Origin of the sequence: Psychrobacter sp., assembly GCF_030457785.1 — a bacterium.
Taxonomy (GTDB): Bacteria; Pseudomonadota; Gammaproteobacteria; order Pseudomonadales; family Moraxellaceae; genus Psychrobacter.
In genome coordinates this window covers 1-19,041 of sequence record NZ_JAKDUI010000018.1, presented here as the reverse complement: position 1 = coordinate 19,041, position 19,041 = coordinate 1, and the positions used below count along the sequence as shown (strand labels likewise).

Annotated in this window: 19 protein-coding genes and 1 pseudogene; 3 read left to right on the top strand and 17 right to left on the bottom strand. The window is 43.4% G+C overall.

Annotated elements, in window-relative coordinates:
* The coding region (locus tag L0J61_RS01995; RefSeq protein ID WP_301464650.1) for an integrase core domain-containing protein at window positions 1-255 on the top strand (255 nt) is incomplete at its 5' end.
* Window positions 256-520: 265 nt separating this feature from the next.
* On the opposite strand, the gene L0J61_RS01990 is transcribed toward L0J61_RS01995, so the two are convergent.
* From L0J61_RS01990 to L0J61_RS01980, 3 genes and pseudogenes are all read right to left on the bottom strand, one after another.
* A protein-coding gene (locus tag L0J61_RS01990) for an IS3 family transposase (protein WP_301464649.1) occupies window positions 521-1,686 on the bottom strand; the annotation gives its coding sequence in 2 pieces (ribosomal slippage) (window positions 521-1,428 and window positions 1,428-1,686; 1,167 coding nt in all).
* Between the two features lie 62 nt (window positions 1,687-1,748).
* Window positions 1,749-2,114 (bottom strand): hypothetical protein, encoded by a 366-nt coding sequence (locus L0J61_RS01985; RefSeq protein ID WP_301464648.1) that lies wholly within the window; start codon window positions 2,112-2,114, stop codon window positions 1,749-1,751.
* A 73-nt stretch (window positions 2,115-2,187) separates the two neighbouring features.
* Window positions 2,188-3,126: pseudogene (locus tag L0J61_RS01980) on the bottom strand (YifB family Mg chelatase-like AAA ATPase); the annotation flags it as partial.
* Between the two features lie 248 nt (window positions 3,127-3,374).
* Here L0J61_RS01980 and hemN point away from each other — a divergent pair.
* The gene (hemN, locus tag L0J61_RS01975; RefSeq protein WP_301464647.1) at window positions 3,375-4,916 is read left to right on the top strand and encodes an oxygen-independent coproporphyrinogen III oxidase; all 1,542 of its coding nucleotides are present in this window, start codon (window positions 3,375-3,377) and stop codon (window positions 4,914-4,916) included.
* Between the two features lie 97 nt (window positions 4,917-5,013).
* Here the strand turns inward: hemN and L0J61_RS01970 are convergent, their stop codons facing one another.
* The 5 genes from L0J61_RS01970 to grpE form a co-directional block, all read right to left on the bottom strand.
* Complete coding sequence (locus L0J61_RS01970; protein ID WP_301464646.1) at window positions 5,014-5,874, bottom strand: SPFH domain-containing protein; 861 nt, start codon at window positions 5,872-5,874, stop codon at window positions 5,014-5,016.
* A gap of 15 nt (window positions 5,875-5,889) precedes the next feature.
* Complete coding sequence (locus tag L0J61_RS01965; RefSeq protein ID WP_301464645.1) at window positions 5,890-6,384, bottom strand: NfeD family protein; 495 nt, start codon at window positions 6,382-6,384, stop codon at window positions 5,890-5,892.
* A gap of 190 nt (window positions 6,385-6,574) precedes the next feature.
* Window positions 6,575-7,114 (bottom strand): porin family protein, encoded by a 540-nt coding sequence (locus L0J61_RS01960; protein WP_301464644.1) that lies wholly within the window; start codon window positions 7,112-7,114, stop codon window positions 6,575-6,577.
* A 372-nt stretch (window positions 7,115-7,486) separates the two neighbouring features.
* A complete protein-coding gene (gene dnaK, locus L0J61_RS01955) occupies window positions 7,487-9,430 on the bottom strand; it encodes a molecular chaperone DnaK (RefSeq protein WP_301464643.1) in 1,944 nt (647 codons plus the stop codon).
* 240 nt (window positions 9,431-9,670) lie between these two features.
* Entirely contained in the window at window positions 9,671-10,231 is a 561-nt protein-coding gene (gene grpE, locus L0J61_RS01950) for a nucleotide exchange factor GrpE (RefSeq protein WP_301464642.1), read from the bottom strand.
* A gap of 585 nt (window positions 10,232-10,816) precedes the next feature.
* On the opposite strand from grpE, the gene L0J61_RS01945 reads away from it, so the two are divergent.
* Window positions 10,817-11,188, top strand: coding sequence for a hypothetical protein (locus L0J61_RS01945; protein ID WP_301464641.1), 372 nt, complete (start codon window positions 10,817-10,819; stop codon window positions 11,186-11,188).
* Between the two features lie 51 nt (window positions 11,189-11,239).
* Here the strand turns inward: L0J61_RS01945 and L0J61_RS01940 are convergent, their stop codons facing one another.
* The 9 genes from L0J61_RS01940 to L0J61_RS01900 form a co-directional block, all read right to left on the bottom strand.
* Complete coding sequence (locus L0J61_RS01940; RefSeq protein ID WP_301464640.1) at window positions 11,240-11,701, bottom strand: thiol-disulfide oxidoreductase DCC family protein; 462 nt, start codon at window positions 11,699-11,701, stop codon at window positions 11,240-11,242.
* A 1-nt stretch (window position 11,702) separates the two neighbouring features.
* Window positions 11,703-12,572: a fatty acid desaturase gene (locus L0J61_RS01935; protein ID WP_301464639.1), complete on the bottom strand. Its 870-nt coding sequence runs from the start codon at window positions 12,570-12,572 to the stop codon at window positions 11,703-11,705.
* 116 nt (window positions 12,573-12,688) lie between these two features.
* Entirely contained in the window at window positions 12,689-13,144 is a 456-nt protein-coding gene (locus L0J61_RS01930; RefSeq protein WP_301464638.1) for a hypothetical protein, read from the bottom strand.
* Between the two features lie 40 nt (window positions 13,145-13,184).
* Window positions 13,185-14,162, bottom strand: coding sequence for a TIGR01777 family oxidoreductase (locus L0J61_RS01925; RefSeq protein WP_301464637.1), 978 nt, complete (start codon window positions 14,160-14,162; stop codon window positions 13,185-13,187).
* A 32-nt stretch (window positions 14,163-14,194) separates the two neighbouring features.
* On the bottom strand, window positions 14,195-14,695 hold the full coding sequence (locus L0J61_RS01920) for a hypothetical protein (RefSeq protein ID WP_301464636.1): 501 nt from the start codon (window positions 14,693-14,695) through the stop codon (window positions 14,195-14,197).
* A 166-nt stretch (window positions 14,696-14,861) separates the two neighbouring features.
* On the bottom strand, window positions 14,862-15,380 hold the full coding sequence (locus L0J61_RS01915) for a GbsR/MarR family transcriptional regulator (protein ID WP_301464635.1): 519 nt from the start codon (window positions 15,378-15,380) through the stop codon (window positions 14,862-14,864).
* A gap of 149 nt (window positions 15,381-15,529) precedes the next feature.
* Window positions 15,530-16,159, bottom strand: a complete 630-nt coding sequence (locus L0J61_RS01910; RefSeq protein WP_301464634.1) for an L-threonylcarbamoyladenylate synthase — start codon at window positions 16,157-16,159, stop codon at window positions 15,530-15,532.
* A gap of 155 nt (window positions 16,160-16,314) precedes the next feature.
* Complete coding sequence (gene dprA / locus L0J61_RS01905) at window positions 16,315-17,568, bottom strand: DNA-processing protein DprA (protein ID WP_301464633.1); 1,254 nt, start codon at window positions 17,566-17,568, stop codon at window positions 16,315-16,317.
* Window positions 17,569-17,623: 55 nt separating this feature from the next.
* A complete protein-coding gene (locus L0J61_RS01900) occupies window positions 17,624-18,688 on the bottom strand; it encodes a LysM peptidoglycan-binding domain-containing protein (protein WP_301464632.1) in 1,065 nt (354 codons plus the stop codon).
* Window positions 18,689-19,041 lie beyond the last annotated feature (353 nt).

Below are 19,041 nucleotides of genomic sequence, written 5' to 3'. Positions count from 1 at the left end.
ATTGCATCTGTTGGCACGACAGGTGATTCATACGATAATGCGTTGGCTGAAACGGCTAACGGACTTTATAAAACGGAGGTGATTGAATATTTAAAACAGCAGTGGCGGGATGCGTGTGATGTTGAATTAGCAACCCTTGAATGGGTCGATTGGTTTAACAAAACTCGCATTCATAGTACGATTGGCTATGTGTCGCCTTTTGAGTTTGAGAGACGATACTATGATAGTTTTATTGAGTCAGACAAAGCTGCCTGACTCAAGCAATCAAGTCTCCGATATAGTCGGGGCGGTTCAAACTTAATCCCATCTTGTTCAACAACTATTAAAGTGTTTGCGTCTTTATCAATATCGCTAACAGGGTAAATGTCTTTGCTCAAAACCACCTTAGCTTCGTATTTTATTCCATCCTTCTCTTTTTTCTTCTTTTTCTGCTTTTCAAAGAATGAAGATATATAGTCAACATTTGGTCTTCTATGACCCCTGCCGTCAAATCCGGACACATAAACTTGGGAGATTTTAGTTACGCAGCCTGACGATAAAAGTCAAACCACACCTGTCTTGGCGATTTATAGCCTAAACCCTTTTGAATCCTAGTTTGGTTGTAATACAGCTCTATATATTGTGTGATCTCGTTGGTCGCTGTAAACCTTGTTTTATACTCTTGATGGTATACAAGCTCATTCTTTAACGTACCCCAGAAGCTTTCTATAGGAGCATTATCAAAGCAATTGCCTTTACCACTCATTGAGCCTTTAAAATGATGCTGCTTGATAATTTTGTGATAGGCATGACTGCAATACTGGCTACCTCTATCAGAATGCACAATCAGCCCTTGGCTTGGTCTTTTATTCTTAATTGCCATATTCAATGCATGACAGACTAAATCGGCGGTCATGCGCTTACTTATGGCATATCCAACAAGCTCTTTGGTGTAGAGATCTTTAACACCTGCTAAGTATAGCCAACCCTCAGCAGTCCAAATATAAGTGATGTCACTGACCCAAGACTCATTGGGGTGCTTAGCATCAAACTGCTGATCCAGCATGTTTGGATAGACAAGCTTGTTATGGTTTGAGTCAGTGGTGACTTTAAAGCGTTTGTGGCGACGGCATTTGATGTCACGCTCTTCTTTAATACTTCTAATCATATATTGGCTAATATTATACCCTTGCGCACTTATGTAGGCATGTAGTCGATCAACACCATAACGTTCTTTAGTTTCACTATGAGCCGCTTTAACTAATAGCTCACAGTGGTTACGGTGTATCTGCTGTTCACTCATCTCACGATTTATCCAGTCGTAGTAGCTTGATGGTTTTATGTTTAATACGCGGCACATGCAGGTAATACTAAAAAGGTACTGGTTGTCTTTGATAAAGACGTACTTCATCAACTGTTTTTCGCGAAGTACGCCGTGGCCTTTTTTAGAATTTCGCGCTCCTCCTCAGCAACTTTAAGTTGTCGCTTGAGCTGCTTTATTTCTTGAAGAGCCGTCATGAGATCAGGGTCATATTGTTCTGTGCCGATAAGCTTGCCTTGATTGGCTTTGTTCTGCCAGTTAGATAACGTTTGCATCGCTATGCCAAGTTGCTTGGCTGTGGCTGAAACATTACCGTTATTGTTTGCTATCTTCTTAACGGCTTCTGCTTTGAATTCTGTACTGTAGGTTCTGATTTTCTTGGTCATGGTAAACTCCGATTAATATGCTTAGTTTACCAAGTTTATTTCTACGGTTTCTTCAGCATAGCTCATCTATATTCTTCTCCTAACGCTTTTTGTAATGTAAATACATGGTGGTCGGTATCCAACTCCTCGACCATAAGACCATTTTTCCAAACAGAACCAATAGGTATTTTGAACATAAGTCTGAGCGGTAGTTTCACGTTCATTTCATAGCCCGTTTTACTTACAAAAATAACTTCCACTCGTCTATTGTCATTACCTTCACCTAAATTATATAAGCTTTTGTACCAAATAACTTGATATGAAGAGTTATAGAAAAACCTATTTTTGATACCTTTTTTATAATTAACTAAGTTGAGAAAGTCACTAATGTCAATATTTGATTGCTTAGCTATTAAATCTATTCCTTTAAACGGTTCAAAATTACTCATTTATTACTCCCTATCGATAATATCTATTATGACAGGTTATATGGAATTTTGACAAAGATTGTGGAAAATGACACCCACCACCGACCAATGCCACGGCTGATATAGTATGGTGGACCTGCCTAAATGGGCGCGTGCCATAGTCGTAGTCGCTGTCTGCGACCGAATACGTACTGGCCACCTCTAGTGCATCCTCATCACTCAGGTCTGGCAAGATAGTTGACAACCGTGACGCCATCAACGTCTTGCCCGACCCTGGTGGTCCTGTAAATAGCAACGAATGTCCACCAGCCGCCGCTATTTCTAAGGCACGTCTCGCATGATGCTGGCCTTTAACATCGGCCAAATCGACTTTGTAAGACTTTCGCTGTTGTATGATATCTGGAGTCACAACTTTTAAGCCTTGAAAGCCAACACTCACGTTATTGACAGACTGTAGATGCTCGCAAACTGCTTTAAGGTTGGTTGCCGCGAGCACCGTCACACCATCGACACGACTGGCTTCACCACCATTATCGACGGGCACTATCAACTGTGCTACTTCTGATGTTGCTAACAGCGCTTCATTGCTTTCTTGCCCGTCAGTCTCGGATGCCTTTCGTGATTTGGCAGCGTTCGCTTCAGCTTTTATGGCGCGCGCCACTGCTAGACTGCCTGTCACTTGTCGTAGCTCACCATTCAATGCCAACTCACCGACAAACTCAAACGCTGATAATACCTCTGGCTCCAATTGTCCACTTGCCGCTAAGATGCCAATCGCAATTGGTAAGTCAAGTCTGGCGCCGTCTTTTGGCAAGTCAGCTGGCGCTAGATTGATAGTAAGGCGGCGATTGGGAAACTGAAAACCAGAATTCAGGATTGCAGAGCGCACTCTGTCTTTACTCTCACGCACGGCGGCTTCAGGTAAGCCAACGATAGTCAATGCAGGCAAACCTTGCGATAAATGTACCTCAATAATTACTTTCGGAGCATGCAGTCCGACAACCGAACGAGTATAAACTTGGGCAAACGACATACACGTTTCCTAATATGTAAAATTCTTAATATTAATGATAATAGAGTATTATTTTTAAGTGCGCAAATGTCGTGTTTTCAATCCTCAAAATCTAGTATTAATACCCTAACAGCCACCCAGTTGTGGCTATTTGACTTGTCCAAAAACACTCGTTATTCACCCTATTGCTAGCAAGGATTTGCTATACTAATGACTGCATATTTAGACCTAGATTTTGTGATACAAATGGTCAAACCAAGGAATAGCTCATGACAGAATATTCGGAACAAAACATCAAACAGCCTTACAATAACGCTGGAGAACCACCGACCACCACGCGTCCTGTTATGCAGCCAGAAAACCCTTATGCCAGTACACGTGGTAGCATCACAACCAAGCAGCTACCTACTTTTGATGAAGCCATCATCAATAAGTACAATCGCTCCGGGCCACGTTATACCTCATATCCGACGGCTTTGGAGTTCTCTCCGATACCAGAAGGGCTTGAAACCAAAATTTTAGAAAAGCGCGAAGCCCGTGCGCCTCTCTCATTATATTTTCATATTCCGTTTTGTCGTCACCTTTGCTACTACTGTGCTTGTAATAAAATAATCACCAAAAAAAATAGCGACTCCGGTGACTATTTGCAGTACTTGATGGCGGAGATTAAACATAAACGTCGCTTACTATCTGCGCCAGAGGGTCACAGCAAGCCATTGGTTAAGCAACTGCATTTGGGCGGTGGTACACCGACATTTTTGCGTGACGAAGAAATGGTGCAACTGTGGAATTTTTTGCAGACTCAGTTTGAGTTTTTGCCTGAAGATGAAGGCGATTATTCTATTGAAATTGACCCGCGCGAGCTAAGTGATGACACCCTAAAAGTGCTGCGTAATCTGGGTTTTAACCGAGTGAGCTTGGGCGTGCAAGATTTAGACGACGCGGTACAAATTGCGGTCAATCGTGTACACTCAGCAGAATTGATTGCCAGTGTCTTAAATGAAGCGCGCGAATTGGGTTTTCACTCTATCAACATCGATCTCATTTACGGCTTGCCCCATCAAACGCCGGACACCTTGGATAAAACAGTAAAACGCATCATAGAAATGTCACCAGATCGCTTGTCCGTGTTTAACTATGCCCATCTGCCAGAGCGTTTCAAGGCGCAGCGTCAAATCAAAGACGAAGACCTACCAGAGCCAGCAGCCAAGCTCACCATGCTAGGCAATACCATCAATACGCTGACAGAAGCGGGCTATCAATACATCGGTATTGACCACTTTGCGAAACCTGACGATGAGCTGGCTATCGCCCAGCGTGAAGGAAAACTCCATCGTAACTTTCAGGGTTATACCATCATGGGCGATTGTGATCTACTTGGCTTTGGGGTTTCATCTATCAGTCAGATTGCCAATGCGAATACGCGCTATATCCTACAAAATAACACCGACCTACAAGCTTATCAGACCAGTATTGATGCAGCGCAAAGCAACCCCACCGTCATGCCAGCTGTAAAATATATCAAGACGTCTATCAAAGATCGCTTGCGTGAATATGTAATCATGAACTTGCTCTGTCATGACTATGTTGATTTTAAAGACGTGAACCAAAAATTCGGTATCGACGCCATCACTTATTTCATTGATGAGATTTCGCAACTCGGTGCGATGCAAGAAGACAGACTGATCGATATGGATGCTGCCGGTATTCGTGTCTTACCAAAAGGTCGTTTGCTTGGTCGCAACGTCGCCATGGTGTTTGATGAATATCTAGAGAAAAAACACAAAGATCGTTTTTCCAAAGCTATTTAGCATAAACAGCACTTACGAAAGTATAAGCCAATAAAAAAGACCTCAACGAGGTCTTTTTTTATGCAGTGCTCATGCTAAGTATCTTGCGCGCTATCTATCACACTTTGAACTTATCACCCACCATACCTTTTACCGTACTTAAAATATCAGCAGGGAGCACCACCATTTTAGCGTTATCAGACTCGGACAGCTCACGAATCGCTTTAATATACTGCTCACCAAGTAAGTAGACGATCGGCATCTCTTCCTCACCCATCGCATTGCTAATCAAGCGAATAGACTCTTCTGAACCTCTCGCCAACACCACTTGCGCCTCCGCATCACGGCGTGAAGCCTCCAAACGGCCATCGGCTTCTAAGATAGCGGCTTGCTTTTGACCGTCCGCACGGGTCACTGTCGCACGACGAAGACGCTCTGCTGCCGCTTGCTCTTCCATGGAGGCTTGCATGGTTTCTGAAGGATTAATGTCTTGAATCTCTACCGTTTTGAGAGTAATACCCCAGTCCGAAATATCTGCTGAGATGGCATGTTTCAGCTTGGTTTTGATTTCCTCACGACTAGACAATGCGTTGTCCAAATCCATTTCACCGATGATTGAACGCAAAGAAGTCTGCACGAGATTGCGTATACCATACTCATAGTCTTCAATGCCATAAACAGCTTTGTCAGGGCGCACGATATTAATATAAGCAACGGCATTGGCGATGATAACAACGTTGTCACGCGTAATGACTTCTTGTGAAGGAATATCAAGCACGATGTCCTTGGTGGTGACCTTATAAGATACGTCATCAACATAAGGAATGATGAGGTTCAACCCAGGCTCTAGCGTTTGGCTGTACTTACCTAGTCGCTGCACCACCCATTTATAGCCTTGCGGCACGATACGAACACCTTTAAACACCGTAAATACCACCAGTGCGATCAAGACTATCATTACAACACTAAAGCTTCCCATAACTCATTCCTATTATCATACTTGCATATTTTTATGAGTCACTGTCTGCGACTCCATACTACTCACGACCAGCTCATTGCCAACGATATCTGTGACCACCACTCGCTCGCCCACGGCCACTTGCTCTCCTCTGGTACGACACATCCACTCAGCTGCCCCAACGATAGGAACACTAAACCGAACCATGCCAGCTCTGTCTGGCTGAGGCTGTACGATAATCATGCCAGTTTCACCGACGATTACACTACCGCCCAAACCGGCTTTAGTCCGATCTACTGATAAAGGTTTGATAAACTTAAACCAAGCCAATAAAAACACAGCGGAAAGCACTAGCCAGACGATAATTTGAGCAGAAACAGACATGGGGAGTAACCACAAAAGCGCCGCCACAATGATAGCCGCAGCACCAAACCACAGACTTGCGAATGTCGGCACAAACATCTCAACGATCAGCAATATAAAACCTAAAACCAGCCAATGCCAAGGTTCAATCATAAAAAAAACGTCCATCCTTGTCACCATTCCTGTCTTTGTCATTCTAGCCTTCAATGTAGCATATTTCAGTGTTCGTACATTGTTAAAAAATATCTATATGTGTTCTGTACGTCATGGACTACATTATGAAAAGTGGTTGATATCCAACACAAAAAAAACGACCGCCGAAGCGATCGTTTTCTTGAGATATTCTTTGGTTAGACAATTAGAATTTCAGCTGCGCGCCAACTGTCATCAAGTCTGCATCACTACCAAGCATGTCGTATTCAGCTTCTACACTGAAGTCTGGGTTCACTGAGTAACCAAGTCCTACGCCACCTGCCAAACTGGTATCATCATCTGAGAAATCAGAAGCACCAGAAAAGTTAGTGCTGCTTGCTTCTACTTCAGTTTTTGCGATGCCTAACTTACCTTTGGCGTATATACCGCTGTTTGGGAATGCATAACGGTAAGTACCATAAGCGCCATAAGTTTTGGCGTCGATGTCGCCGCCTCTGTAATCCGCATCGTCAGAGCCAACGAACTCAGCTTCCATACCGAAGTTAGGGTCAAAGTTGTAACCAGCATATACACCATACGCGGTAGGATCATCCGCTCCATTGGTATCTAGGTCGAACTGACCAACCTTGGCGCCAACGTATGGCTGACCTGTGTAACCATTACCGTAAGAGACAGCAGCTTGTGCGCTGACAGTTAATAATGAACCAGTAGCTACTGCAAGAAGTGTTTTTTGTAGAGTTTTCATTATATTCTCCTTAGAGATAAATTAAGACAAACAAGTTATCTGTTCATGTGGGCTTTTTGCCCTATCGTCTTGTCTGCTAACGATGAATATATAGTAACAAACTATTTCAGACACACTGTCAGTGTTTGATGGTATGAGAGTTAAGATTTGCAAGACTTTATCAGAGCACGAGTTACAAAGGTCGAGATATGAAACTTTTTGTTACAACTGCCTTTTCTGTGCAATACTTCATACTCAATTTCGCCAAAACACCATTATGAAATAAAAAAAGCGCACCTCAAAAGGTGCGCTTTTTCTATGATTAACTACTACTCGAATGACTATTACCTACTCAGTAGCTTGTGCCGACTGGGCAAGTGTGTCACTCGTGGCTTACTTCTTGTCTTCGTCGACTTCAGTAAACTCAGCATCAACAACGTCGTCATCAGCTTGGTTGTTGTCGCCAGCAGCATCAGCGCCTTGTTGGAACTGGCTTGGGTCCATACCTTCTGCACCTTCACCGCTTTCAGCGTAAATCTTTTGGCTGATTGGTAAGAATGCATTGTCTAGAGCTTCAAGCTTGGCTTTGATGTCATCATGATCATCTTCTTTAGTCGCTGTTTCAAGCTCAGTGATGGCAGTTTCTACTGTTGATTTTTCTTCATCAGTGACTTTGTCTTCTGACTCTTTTAGCGCTTTTTGTACAGCATGGATACGACCGTCTGCTTCGTTACGTACTTGCGCTAGATTTGCGAATTTCTCATCATCAGCGGCATTCGCTTCAGCGTCTTGTACCATTTGCTCGACTTCTTCGTCCGATAGACCAGAGTCCGCTTTGATCTGGATGCTCTGTGCTTTACCAGTACCTTTATCAGTTGCTGAGATGTTCATGATACCGTCAGCGTTGATATCAAAGGTTACTTCGATCTGTGGTAAGCCACGTGGTGCTGGTGGAATATCAGTCAAGTCAAAACGGCCAAGCTGTTTGTTTTGGTTGGCGATTTTACGCTCACCTTGATACACCTGGATAGTAACCGCTGGTTGGTTGTCTTCAGCTGTTGAGAATACCTGTGATTTCTTAGTAGGAATCATGGTGTTTTTCTCGATGATTGGCGTCATTACGCCACCCATTGTTTCGATACCTAGTGTCAGTGGCGTCACATCCAATAGCAATACGTCTGTTTTGTCACCAGACAATACCGCGCCTTGAATTGCTGCACCAGCTGCTACTGCTTCGTCAGGGTTAACATCTTTGCGTGGCTCTTGGCTAAAGAACTTCTGCACTTGTTCTTGCACTAGAGGCATACGAGTCTGACCACCAACTAAGATGACGTCGTCGATTTCACCGATTTTTAGACCTGCATCTTCAAGAGCAACTTTACAAGGACCGATGGTACGCTGTACTAGCGCTTCCGTTAGGCTCTCTAGTTTTGAGCGGCTGATAGTGATAACCAAATGCTTAGGGCCGCCGCTATCAGCAGTGATATAAGGTAAGTTCACTTCAGTGCTTTGAGCGCTTGATAGTTCGATTTTTGCTTTTTCTGCTGCTTCTTTTAGACGCTGCATAGCAAGTGAGTCACCTTTTAGGTTAACGTCTTGCTCTTTTTTGAACTCATCAACGAGATAATCGATCAATGCTGAGTCAAAATCTTCACCACCGAGGAATGTATCACCATTGGTCGCTAGTACCTCAAACTGCTGCTCACCGTCGACGTCAGCGATTTCGATGATTGATACGTCAAATGTACCGCCACCCAAATCATAAACAGCAATGGTGCTATCGCCTTGCTTTTTATCCATACCGTAGGCAAGTGCTGCTGCTGTTGGCTCGTTGATGATACGTTTTACATCAAGACCAGCGATTTTACCTGCGTCTTTTGTTGCTTGACGCTGAGAGTCATTAAAGTAGGCAGGAACAGTTACAACAGCTTCAGTGACACTTTCACCAAGATAGTCTTCTGCTGTTTTTTTCATTTTTTTCAAGATTTCAGCAGAAACCTGTGGTGGTGCCAATTTTTTGCCGTTCACTTCTACCCATGCATCACCGTTATCCGCTTTGGCGACTTTGTAAGGTACCATGCCGATGTCTTTTTGCACGACTTTGTCATCAAAACGACGACCGATCAAACGCTTGATAGCAAATAACGTGTTCTTTGGGTTAGTCACTGCTTGACGCTTAGCTGACTGACCTACGAGGATTTCGTCGTCTTTATAAGCGACGATTGATGGTGTGGTACGTGTGCCTTCAGCGTTTTCAATGACTTTAACTTTGTCACCTTCCATCACTGCTACACATGAGTTAGTTGTACCTAAATCAATACCAATTACTTTACCCATAATTAAATGCTCCTAATTTATTTTTAAATCTAACTACTTATATATTCAGACCTTAGATTGTGTGAACCTAATCGGTCACTTGTTGCTTTATATCGGTTTACTTGTTGATTTTTTCAAGTCGAGAATCAGGCAAAAAATGTCTTTTGTGTGATTTTTTGTCAAAACCCTACATATTAGTAGGGATTAGCACTTCAAAATCAAGCTGATACCCTGTGCAGACGATACTCTGCGCAGACAATGTTACTGCCCGACACGTACCATCGCTGGGCGCAATAGACGACCATTCAGGCTATAGCCTTTTTGCAATACCGTACCGACCGTATCCGCTTCCGCTTCTTCATCGATCCCGACGGCTTCATGAAAATCAGCATTGAACTTCTCGCCTTCTGGATCAACCGCTTCTACGCCATTTTTAGTGAGCACAGATAAAAGTGCTTTGTGCGTCAGCTGTACGCCTTCAGCGACTGGGTCGTTTGCGTCAGCGTTTTCGATAGCACGCTCTAAATTATCGACAACCTCTAGCAGTTCTTTGGCAAATTTTTGCAGGGCAAATTTCTTGCTTTTGTCAGCTTCTTGCTCCATGCGTTTTTGTGCATTATAAGCTTCGGCATTGGCGCGCGCGGTGGTTTCTTTGGCTTGCTGCACTTCGCCTTCTAGCTCAGCAATACGCGATTTGAAAACATCAATATCGATTTCATTTTCGATGGTTGTTTCATCATCTGCGTTGTTTTTTGGATCAAATTCTTTCATCGTTTCTTCTAAAACACTCTCATTTTGTTCGACGTTGTCTTGCTCGCTCATGATAACTCCTTGAAATGTAAATAATGACGATAATGTAGGACGGGATAGACCTGCTGATCGCAAGTCACTTCTCATGCTTACTTCATGTACTTAATAGATATTACCGATTGTTTTTATTAATGCGTCTCAATAGCTGCTTGATAAAGGTGATTGGCATAAATTTCAAGCCTAGAGCGAATGATTTTTTATAATTTGCCTCGATTTTTTACGAATATGAATAGAAATACTGTCGAGATGTTTATGAAGGGTTTATTGAACGTCTACTTTCTCGTCTGGAAGGAGCAATGGCTTACCAATAAAAACGAGATTGTCTTACGTTAAAAATTGCTTACTTTTAACGCTTAGGATAGGGTCTGTCAGCATCATGGTTGAATATTCAACAGAATCCATATTCCATCAATACTTCATGCTTTTTACACAAAAACTTATGAGGTTAGCCTGTATTATTTATCGTACCAATCATACTACTAAAAAGGTAGAAGAATGCGTAAACGCTGGGGGTTTTGGACATTTTGGGTCTGTATTAGTGCGATAGCTAGCTTTGTATGGGGTCTCGTTCTAAGTGGTGACTTATGGCCTTCTATCATGGGCATGGCAGCAGGTATTGGCTATTTTATTATTTTTTATACGCTGCTTGACGATTTTGCACGCAAAAAACAGTGGCATCGTTTTATCGCAGCCTTACAAAAAGGCATCTATATAAAGGCAGGGTTACAGGTTGTCAATCTTGCGATGCCTATTGCTCGTTTTGTCTCACCAGAAATTTTAGCAGGAATGGCGGCTGTCTATATCGCTGAACGTTTGGGATTAGATTATCACCAACCTTTTTTATCAAGCTTTGTTATGACATTGGTGACAGGTGCTATTCTCTCTTTAGGTGTGGGAGTTATCAGCTTTATTATTCTTCTTGTTTCAAGTAGAAAAGCCAATGCCGTGACAACAAACGACAGGTTATAAAACTGCTAGCTGTAGAAGTATATTAGGCCGTGTCGAATATTCAAAAATGCCCTAGCGTTTGTCTGGCGTTATTTTACAGACACCATTTTTACACGCTGGCGTGAGTGTTTTGCCATATATCGTTCTGGTCACCCAGTTTGGAATTTTATATCTGTTGCGAGCGACGTAAGGATACATAAAGTCACCAAATTGCTTAATCACTGGTAAAAACAACAATGACGATCCTGTCACACCGCCAACTTTATAGAGCAATCGTATGGCGTCCATGTGTGTGTACCAATTACCATAGCGGTCTTTTATACACATATAGGTCATCGCATCCTCACGGCTAAACCCTGCGACCGCCAGCTCATCTAATCCCTTCTCTACAGGAACTAAACGTATCTTCTCTGGCTGACGTCGTCTCATATTATGCGCCTCGGTGCTGCATATCACGCACGCATCGTCGTAATACATTGTGATGGATAAACTCGCCTGCTCTCTATGGCTGTTGATATGGTTTTGGATAATCATGTTACAACTCCTTTATAAGTGATACATCAGCATCAAGGCTATTAACTTTTTCGGTCTTGTTAACTACTGGATACTTATTAACTGGTGCTAATAAGGGGATGACAGGCTGCTGTGTCCATTGCGGGGCGTCGGTATCTAAGCGCTTAGCCAGTATCGGTAAGTGATTGGTCGGCACCGCTGGAAATAGATGGTGCTCAATGTGATAGAGCAAATTAAACGTCAATAGATTAATGAGCGGATGGCGTTCACTGCGAGCATATACCACCTCATCGCAACCATGATGTACGCTCCATACCGCAAAGAACCCCACCATCGTATTGGCCAATATCATCACCAATACGTGATACACCAATACTGGGTGCATCGTGATAAAAGCAATGACAACCACTGCGAAGATAAGCAACAGATCAAAGGCAACAAATATACGATTACGGCGGCTACCATGCGTCAACCCAAACCACTGAATCGCAATCGAGAACAACCCGCCACCTAATATTGCCTTATACCATGGCAAGCGTGCCCAGTTACCCTCAACATCGCTGTCACCAAGCGGATCTCGGTGATGGTTGAGATGAGTATGCCGAATAGCATGTGTGCTACAGAGCATCGTGATACTGAGAAAAAACAGCATGAGCTCGGTGGCAACTCTCCCCACTCCTAGCGTTCGATGATAACAATCATGCGCTTGTCTCAGTGCAGCGGTAAAAAAGAAGAATGTCGCTACAAGTGCAAGTAACCACCACCCTTGCCACGCGCTCCACCATGACAGTAATAGAAAAGGTAATGATAAAAAAATATTATAAACAGTCTCGCTCAGACTAAGCTGACGCAAATCTTGCCATTCAATACTGGCTAACGAAGGATGACGCATGATGTTCTCCTTACTTGATGATAAGCAGTAGCTGTCTTACTAGCGCAACTACTTGATTCAACTGGCTTAGTATTATTTACTTTATTTCTGTCAAAACTGAAATTAACGAGTAAATTTTATTTGTTTTTGGGTAGTGCAACAAGACCTGTAACTATGGCACTGGTGCCACCGATACAGCATATTAGGATGATATTTATTGCAGAGTCTGTCGAGTACGACCCTAAAATATACCAAAACACGCATAGAAAAGTGCACATAAAACCGATTACAAAGAGGGGCAGTACCTTTCTTATAGAATCAAAATAAAGCTCCAACTTATATGCGATATAGCCAGTCAACAATGCAGGCAGCAGACCCAGAATAGAACCAAAAACTGTAGCAACTGATAGCACTACAATAATGTCTGCTACTTCATGTATTGAAGCACCTCTTTCAATGACAGACCTTACACTTGTATATGAGGCGATAATTAAGCCTCCTACCGCTCCACCCAACACCCCGTAGAGAGCTATGACCTTACCCTTCGGATAGCTGGGCACCGTGGCTGTGGTGCTGCTCTCAATATCATTCATAAACGCCTCAGTCTGTTTCACATGAAACAACTCGTTTTAGTCAGCTATGGTTTTGCTTTTCTAATGCTTGCTTAAGCGTTGGATGTTTAAACTCATAACCTGCGTTTTGTAATGCTTGCGGCAACACCTTTTGTCCTTCAATCAGTAGTATTGACATCTCTCCAAACATCAACTTCAACAGAAACGCTGGTAAAGTAAAAACAGTGGGCCGGTTCAGCCAGGCGCCAAGCGTTTTGGTAAAAGCGTGATTATTTACTGGATTGGGCGAGGTCAGGTTATACACACGTGCCTGTGTTTCGCTGGTGGTTTGCAGAGTATTAGCATACTCACCATTCTTGCCTGCAAGGTGCTGCTCAATGATAAATATCGTTGCCCCTATCCAATCCTCCCGGCTGATCCAACTCATGATTTGCTGGCCATCGCCTAACTGACCACCGACACCCATCTTAAATGGTGTCAAAAGCTTATCCACCATTCCGCCTTCAGGATGAATCACCACACCAGTTCGCACGATAGCCACAGGTACGCCATAGTCTGTTGCTGTCAATGCTAGCTGCTCCCACTTGTCACATAGCTGATGCGAAAAATCAGTCTCAAAATCACTACTTTCGTCTAACGGTTTCTCACCTTGCGTCCCATACCAACCAATCGCCGAGCCACTAGTTAGTAGTTTAGGCTTAGTATCAGTACGGGCGATAAACGCCAGTATGGATTCGGTCGGATTAATGCGACTGGCAAGCAACTGCTCCTTGCGTTCGTCACTCCACCGCGAGTCTGCAATACCAGCCCCTGCCAGGTTCAAGATCACATCAAAGCTCTCATCGGTCGTTGCAAGTTCATCGTAGGTCATCATCTTGATATCACTTGGATGCGCATGACTACTATCGCGAGTGAGCCACGTGACCTCAATATTTTGTTCATCGTTGTGATTTTCCTCACCATTGCGGTAACGCTCTATAACCTCTCTACTAAAAGCGCTGCCCAAAAATCCCGTGCCACCACTAATCAAAATATTCATGTCTGACTCCCTATATGTACGGACTGCCTGATTTATTGTTTGTTAAAATGCAGACCCTTACAACCATCGTCTTCTTTTTTTAACGTTATATCAAAACGACTTTTGCATGTTTTTGGTAAAGCCACACAACCGGCGATAGCGGAATTGATTGCACCGAACAATCCTATGACCATCATAAATACCAATAGCACGCCCACTTCTATCCATGAGTTTATGCCTAAATATAGAACTATTGCGGCCATATAGATGGCTGATACTACAAAACCAATTAAAAATACTTTACCAATATCTTGATAGCCACTCCGCCATATCTTTTGTCTAGCAACGATGAACCCAGTTACCAAAGCCGGAATGAAGCCCAGCAAACCAACGTACAGTAAGGGTTGATACCCAATCTTAGCGAAATCGGCATCCCTGAAAAAAAATAACAAAAACAGCTGTGCTATCAAGCCACCCACCAAACTACCAATCCCTGCGAACAAAATAATCACTTGTACATATGGATAAGCGCCTAAATCCTGATTCGTGTTCATTGTCTTTACCCTCTTAACTGTGGTCGTTAATTGAGTATAAATAACGCAATAGTAGCGCCAATGAATTTACCGTGAATAGTTGATGGATAGTGCTTTCTTATGCATTAATTTCAGTCAAAACAGAAATTAATGCATAAAATTCTGTCTTGGTCATGCCAAGCAAGGGCTAACGCAGAAATTTCTTAATGTTAGCACCCAGTTTTAAAACCTTTTTCAGGACACTGGTAGGTAGCTTAAGCATCTCTGATGACCATGAGGTCACTGTATCTACAAACTCTTGAGTTTCAAGGATACGTGCTTTGACCTCATTATTTTCATATTCAAACTCAGGACTGTCCATCAAATCTTGCAAAAACTGCACTGTTGGGTCAAGCTCACGCTTCTGTCTTTCAATAACAATAATGCGGGCAAGCTCCCAAACGTCAGTATTGGTCGTAAAATGATCGCGACGATCGCCCAATATCGATACCTTTTGCACCAGCCCCCAATGCTGCAGCTCTTTGATACTATTTGAGACGTTAGAGCGGGCAACCCCGAGTATCTCAGTGATTTGTTCAGCATTTAATGGCTTACCAATGATATATAACAAAGCATGTATCTGTGACATAGTACGGTTCACACCCCACTGCGAGCCCATCTCGCCCCAATGTAGGATAAATTTTTCGGTCACAGGGTTTAGTTTCATAGTGGCTATTCACTTAGTACGTATAAAATTTGGATGATGCCTTATCATGCTATATTCTTTTATTTCTGTCAATAATGAAATTTGGAGGCGCTTATAAGTCCACTTATAAACCATGCTGACTGTCTTATCACCTGTGTAATTTCTGCTCGCTAACGGATGATTGAGCCCGTCATGGCATCACGGATTTGGCTTGGCAAAGTATATCCTAACGTCTGTCCTTGTAAATAACAGACTTGCTCGGAGAAGTAGTGGTAAGCGTCATTAAGCGTTACAGCAGGCGCTTGCCCTGATGGATTACAACTGGTAGAGACTAGCAACCCAAATAGGTTTTGCTCACTGACGAGCTGGCGGCACAGCTGTCGAACGACAGGATGAGCAATTACTCGTACTGCTACCGTCTGATGTTGACCCGTTATCCAAGTAGGGATACTTCTCACAAGGGTATTTGGTATAGGTAACAGCCAAGTATGTGCTTGCTGATAGTGCGGATCTGTATTTTCGCTATCGCTATGCCAGCTCATCACGATAGGATGGCGCTGAGCCTCTGTCAGAGGCTCTAACAGTGGCGCTAAGCGCTCTATACTATCAGTGATAACTATCATGCCTTTGGATTCTGGTCGCTGCTTGATGCTCAAAATCCGCCGAACCGCTTTTAGATCATATGGATCACACCCAATACCCCAGACGCTCTCGGTTGGATAAGCAAGCAGCTGCCCTGATTTGAGCCACTGAGCAGCTTGAGCGACAGATTCAGTAATTAACGAAGAGGATTGCGTCATGATTTGGAGGATATGCAAAGATAGGAAGTTAAGTGTTTATGATAACACAGCAAAAAAATCTAGACTGGTAGTGTATGAAAACCACCAAAACAGCGATCATCTGTAGAACTTAAGAGCAGTGATACGAGAATACTGGAGGATAATGAAATCAACTTTTAGACACGTAAGTAACGACCACCCTGCACACTAATAACCCCCAACAACTCTAACTCCATCAACTGACCAATCAGCTGCGCGGGTGCAACCTCAGTGACTAATAATAACGCATCTAAATCCTGACCGTGCCAATCAAGCTGCTCATAAATCTGCTTCAAATGCTCAGGGACAGTCACTGGACTGCACGTTGGCTTTATATCAGCCGATGCTATCGGCTCAGGACTTGCAATCTCTTCATTTCCTATGATTATTGTAGATTGCATATCCGGAGTGCTATTGGCAGTATGTGTGTCCGTCGATTGATAAAAATGTCCTAGATAGTCTAACTGGCTACTCACATCTTCTAGCACTTGCTGAGGATGATAAATCAAGGTCGCGCCTTCTCGTATCAAATGATGACAGCCTTCGGCGTTGCTGTTATCGATATGGCTAGGGACTGCAAAAACCTGCTTACCCTGTTCAGACGTTAGACGAGCAGTAATGAGTGAGCCACTTTGAATAGTGGCTTCAGTCACGATCGTTGCCAAACTCAACCCCGCTACCAAACGGTTGCGGCGTGGGAAAGTATGCTTATTCGGCGGTGTACTCGGCAATAGCTCACTGACGATACAACCGCCCTGCTCTATTATTTGAGCAAACAACTTATCTTGGTGCTTAGGGTAGTTCACATCTATCCCTGTACCCATTACCCCGATCGTGCGACCTCGACACTCAGTATCTGCCTGCTCAAGCGCGCCTAAATGAGCACGCTTGTCCACACCCATCGCTAAGCCACTAGTAATGATAAATCCTGACTGTGCTAAGTATTGAGCCATGTCAAACGTGATTTTTTGGGCATGCGCGGTGGGTTTTCGGCTGCCGACAATGGCGATTTGCGCTTGCTGCAAACGAGATTTATCGCCTCGATAAAACAATAGAGGCGGTGGGTCATATATTTTTAAAAGTTGGGCAGGATAGTCAGGCTGATCGGCAAATAGCAGACCATAACGCTTTTTTGCTAATGCTTGCTCAACCTTATCAATAGTCACAAGCGTTTGTGCTGACTGTTCATGACGCTGAAGGTGGGTACGATGAATTTTTAGTTGTCGCCACGACTCTACTGCCTCACGCCATGCAATCTGTGCACTACCGAAGGTAGTAACAAGTTTATGATAAGCCGATAACGAGGCATTCACCTCATACCACAGCGCCAATATAGCGCGCTGTTCATCTGTTAAAGTTGAGGTGACTGCCGTCATAATCATCTGGCTCATGTAGGCTTAGTTAGCATGCCGCAATCAAAACCAAGCGTTATTTTGCTGTTTTTACTTACAAGTAAGGCGGTGGTAAGAGTTTGTCACCGACGTTGAGTGGTAGTTCAGAGTCGAGCACATAAGCATAACTGATATCATCAAAAGTATTAAAAACCATCACCGTACCACTTGGCTCATCTGGCAAGCGAACTGGTGTATCGTTGTCTTTGATATCGCGTACCAATGGTCCTTTTTGATACACCGTCAACACATCGCCAGGTTTGGCCCCATGGGTACTGCCTAAATTAACAGCGACCACACTGCCTTTTGCCGCTGAACTGATAGAATCCATCACGCGAACAATCATACCACCGCGGCTGACGCTCGCTGGCGTAGGATAAAACACCGGCGGTATAGAGTTGTCTAGCTCAACAAATACCCGATCACCTTCTCGCACTTCTTTACCGTAACTGTCGGTCAGCTGCAAGCTGGTGACACCATTGGTTTCTGTAGAAGTAACCATTCCAGTCGCGACTTGAGTGACTTCTAAGCCAATAATTTCTTGGGTTTTGGGGTCAACATACTGCTCACCTTCACGATAAACACCATAGCGTTGGCCTACAATGAGTGGCACGCCTTTGGCATAAACTTTATCGCCTCTACTAGTAATTAAATTACGATTTTTGGAGGCCAAAATATAGGGAGTGGTGTTGAAATCTTGTGGATCGACAATTAGTGTGTTATCCAGCCAATGTTGAATAGCTGACCAGGGTATTGGAGGAATACTGTTGGCAGTTGAGGTCACTGTTACCTGACTCGCGCTGACTTCACCTGTCAGCTGTTTTTCAATACCAGCACAACCTTCACCTGTATCAACACCAACCAATGTCTGACCCTGAATCACGCATAATATCAGTACGTCGTTTGGGTAGATAAGATGCGGATTTTTGATTTGTTTATTGGTCGCCCAAATATCTTTCCAACGCCAAGGGCTGTTTAGGTAACGCCCTGATATATCCCAGAGTGTATCGCCTTTTTTAACGATATAACGATTGGGTGCATCGGCTTTGATGGTGGGTGGCGGGTTGTTAGCGTGGGCGGCGGTCATCAGCATTGCGCTGCTGAATGTTGTGATCAACATTGCTTTTGCTATTTTTTTTAGGCTCATCTTCATTATTAAATCCACAATATGTGCCCCGTTGCCAGCTTGACAAACGCTGATTAAGCTATTAAGTGCCTAGCCTTTGTAGATATAAGGGCTAGCAACTTGAAATAAACGACTCAAAATAAATGACTTAAAATAAGCAACTTAAATTAACTCACTTTGCAGGCTTGATCGTTTTATAAACTTAACATTACGATTGTTATAGGCTTATAGGGCAGCTGTTCAGTGTAATTGGTCAGTACTCACTTCCTACAAGGCGTCTGACATCATGATGACGCGCTGACGCTGTTTTGATATTACAGTTAAAGCTACCATAACATAATCACATA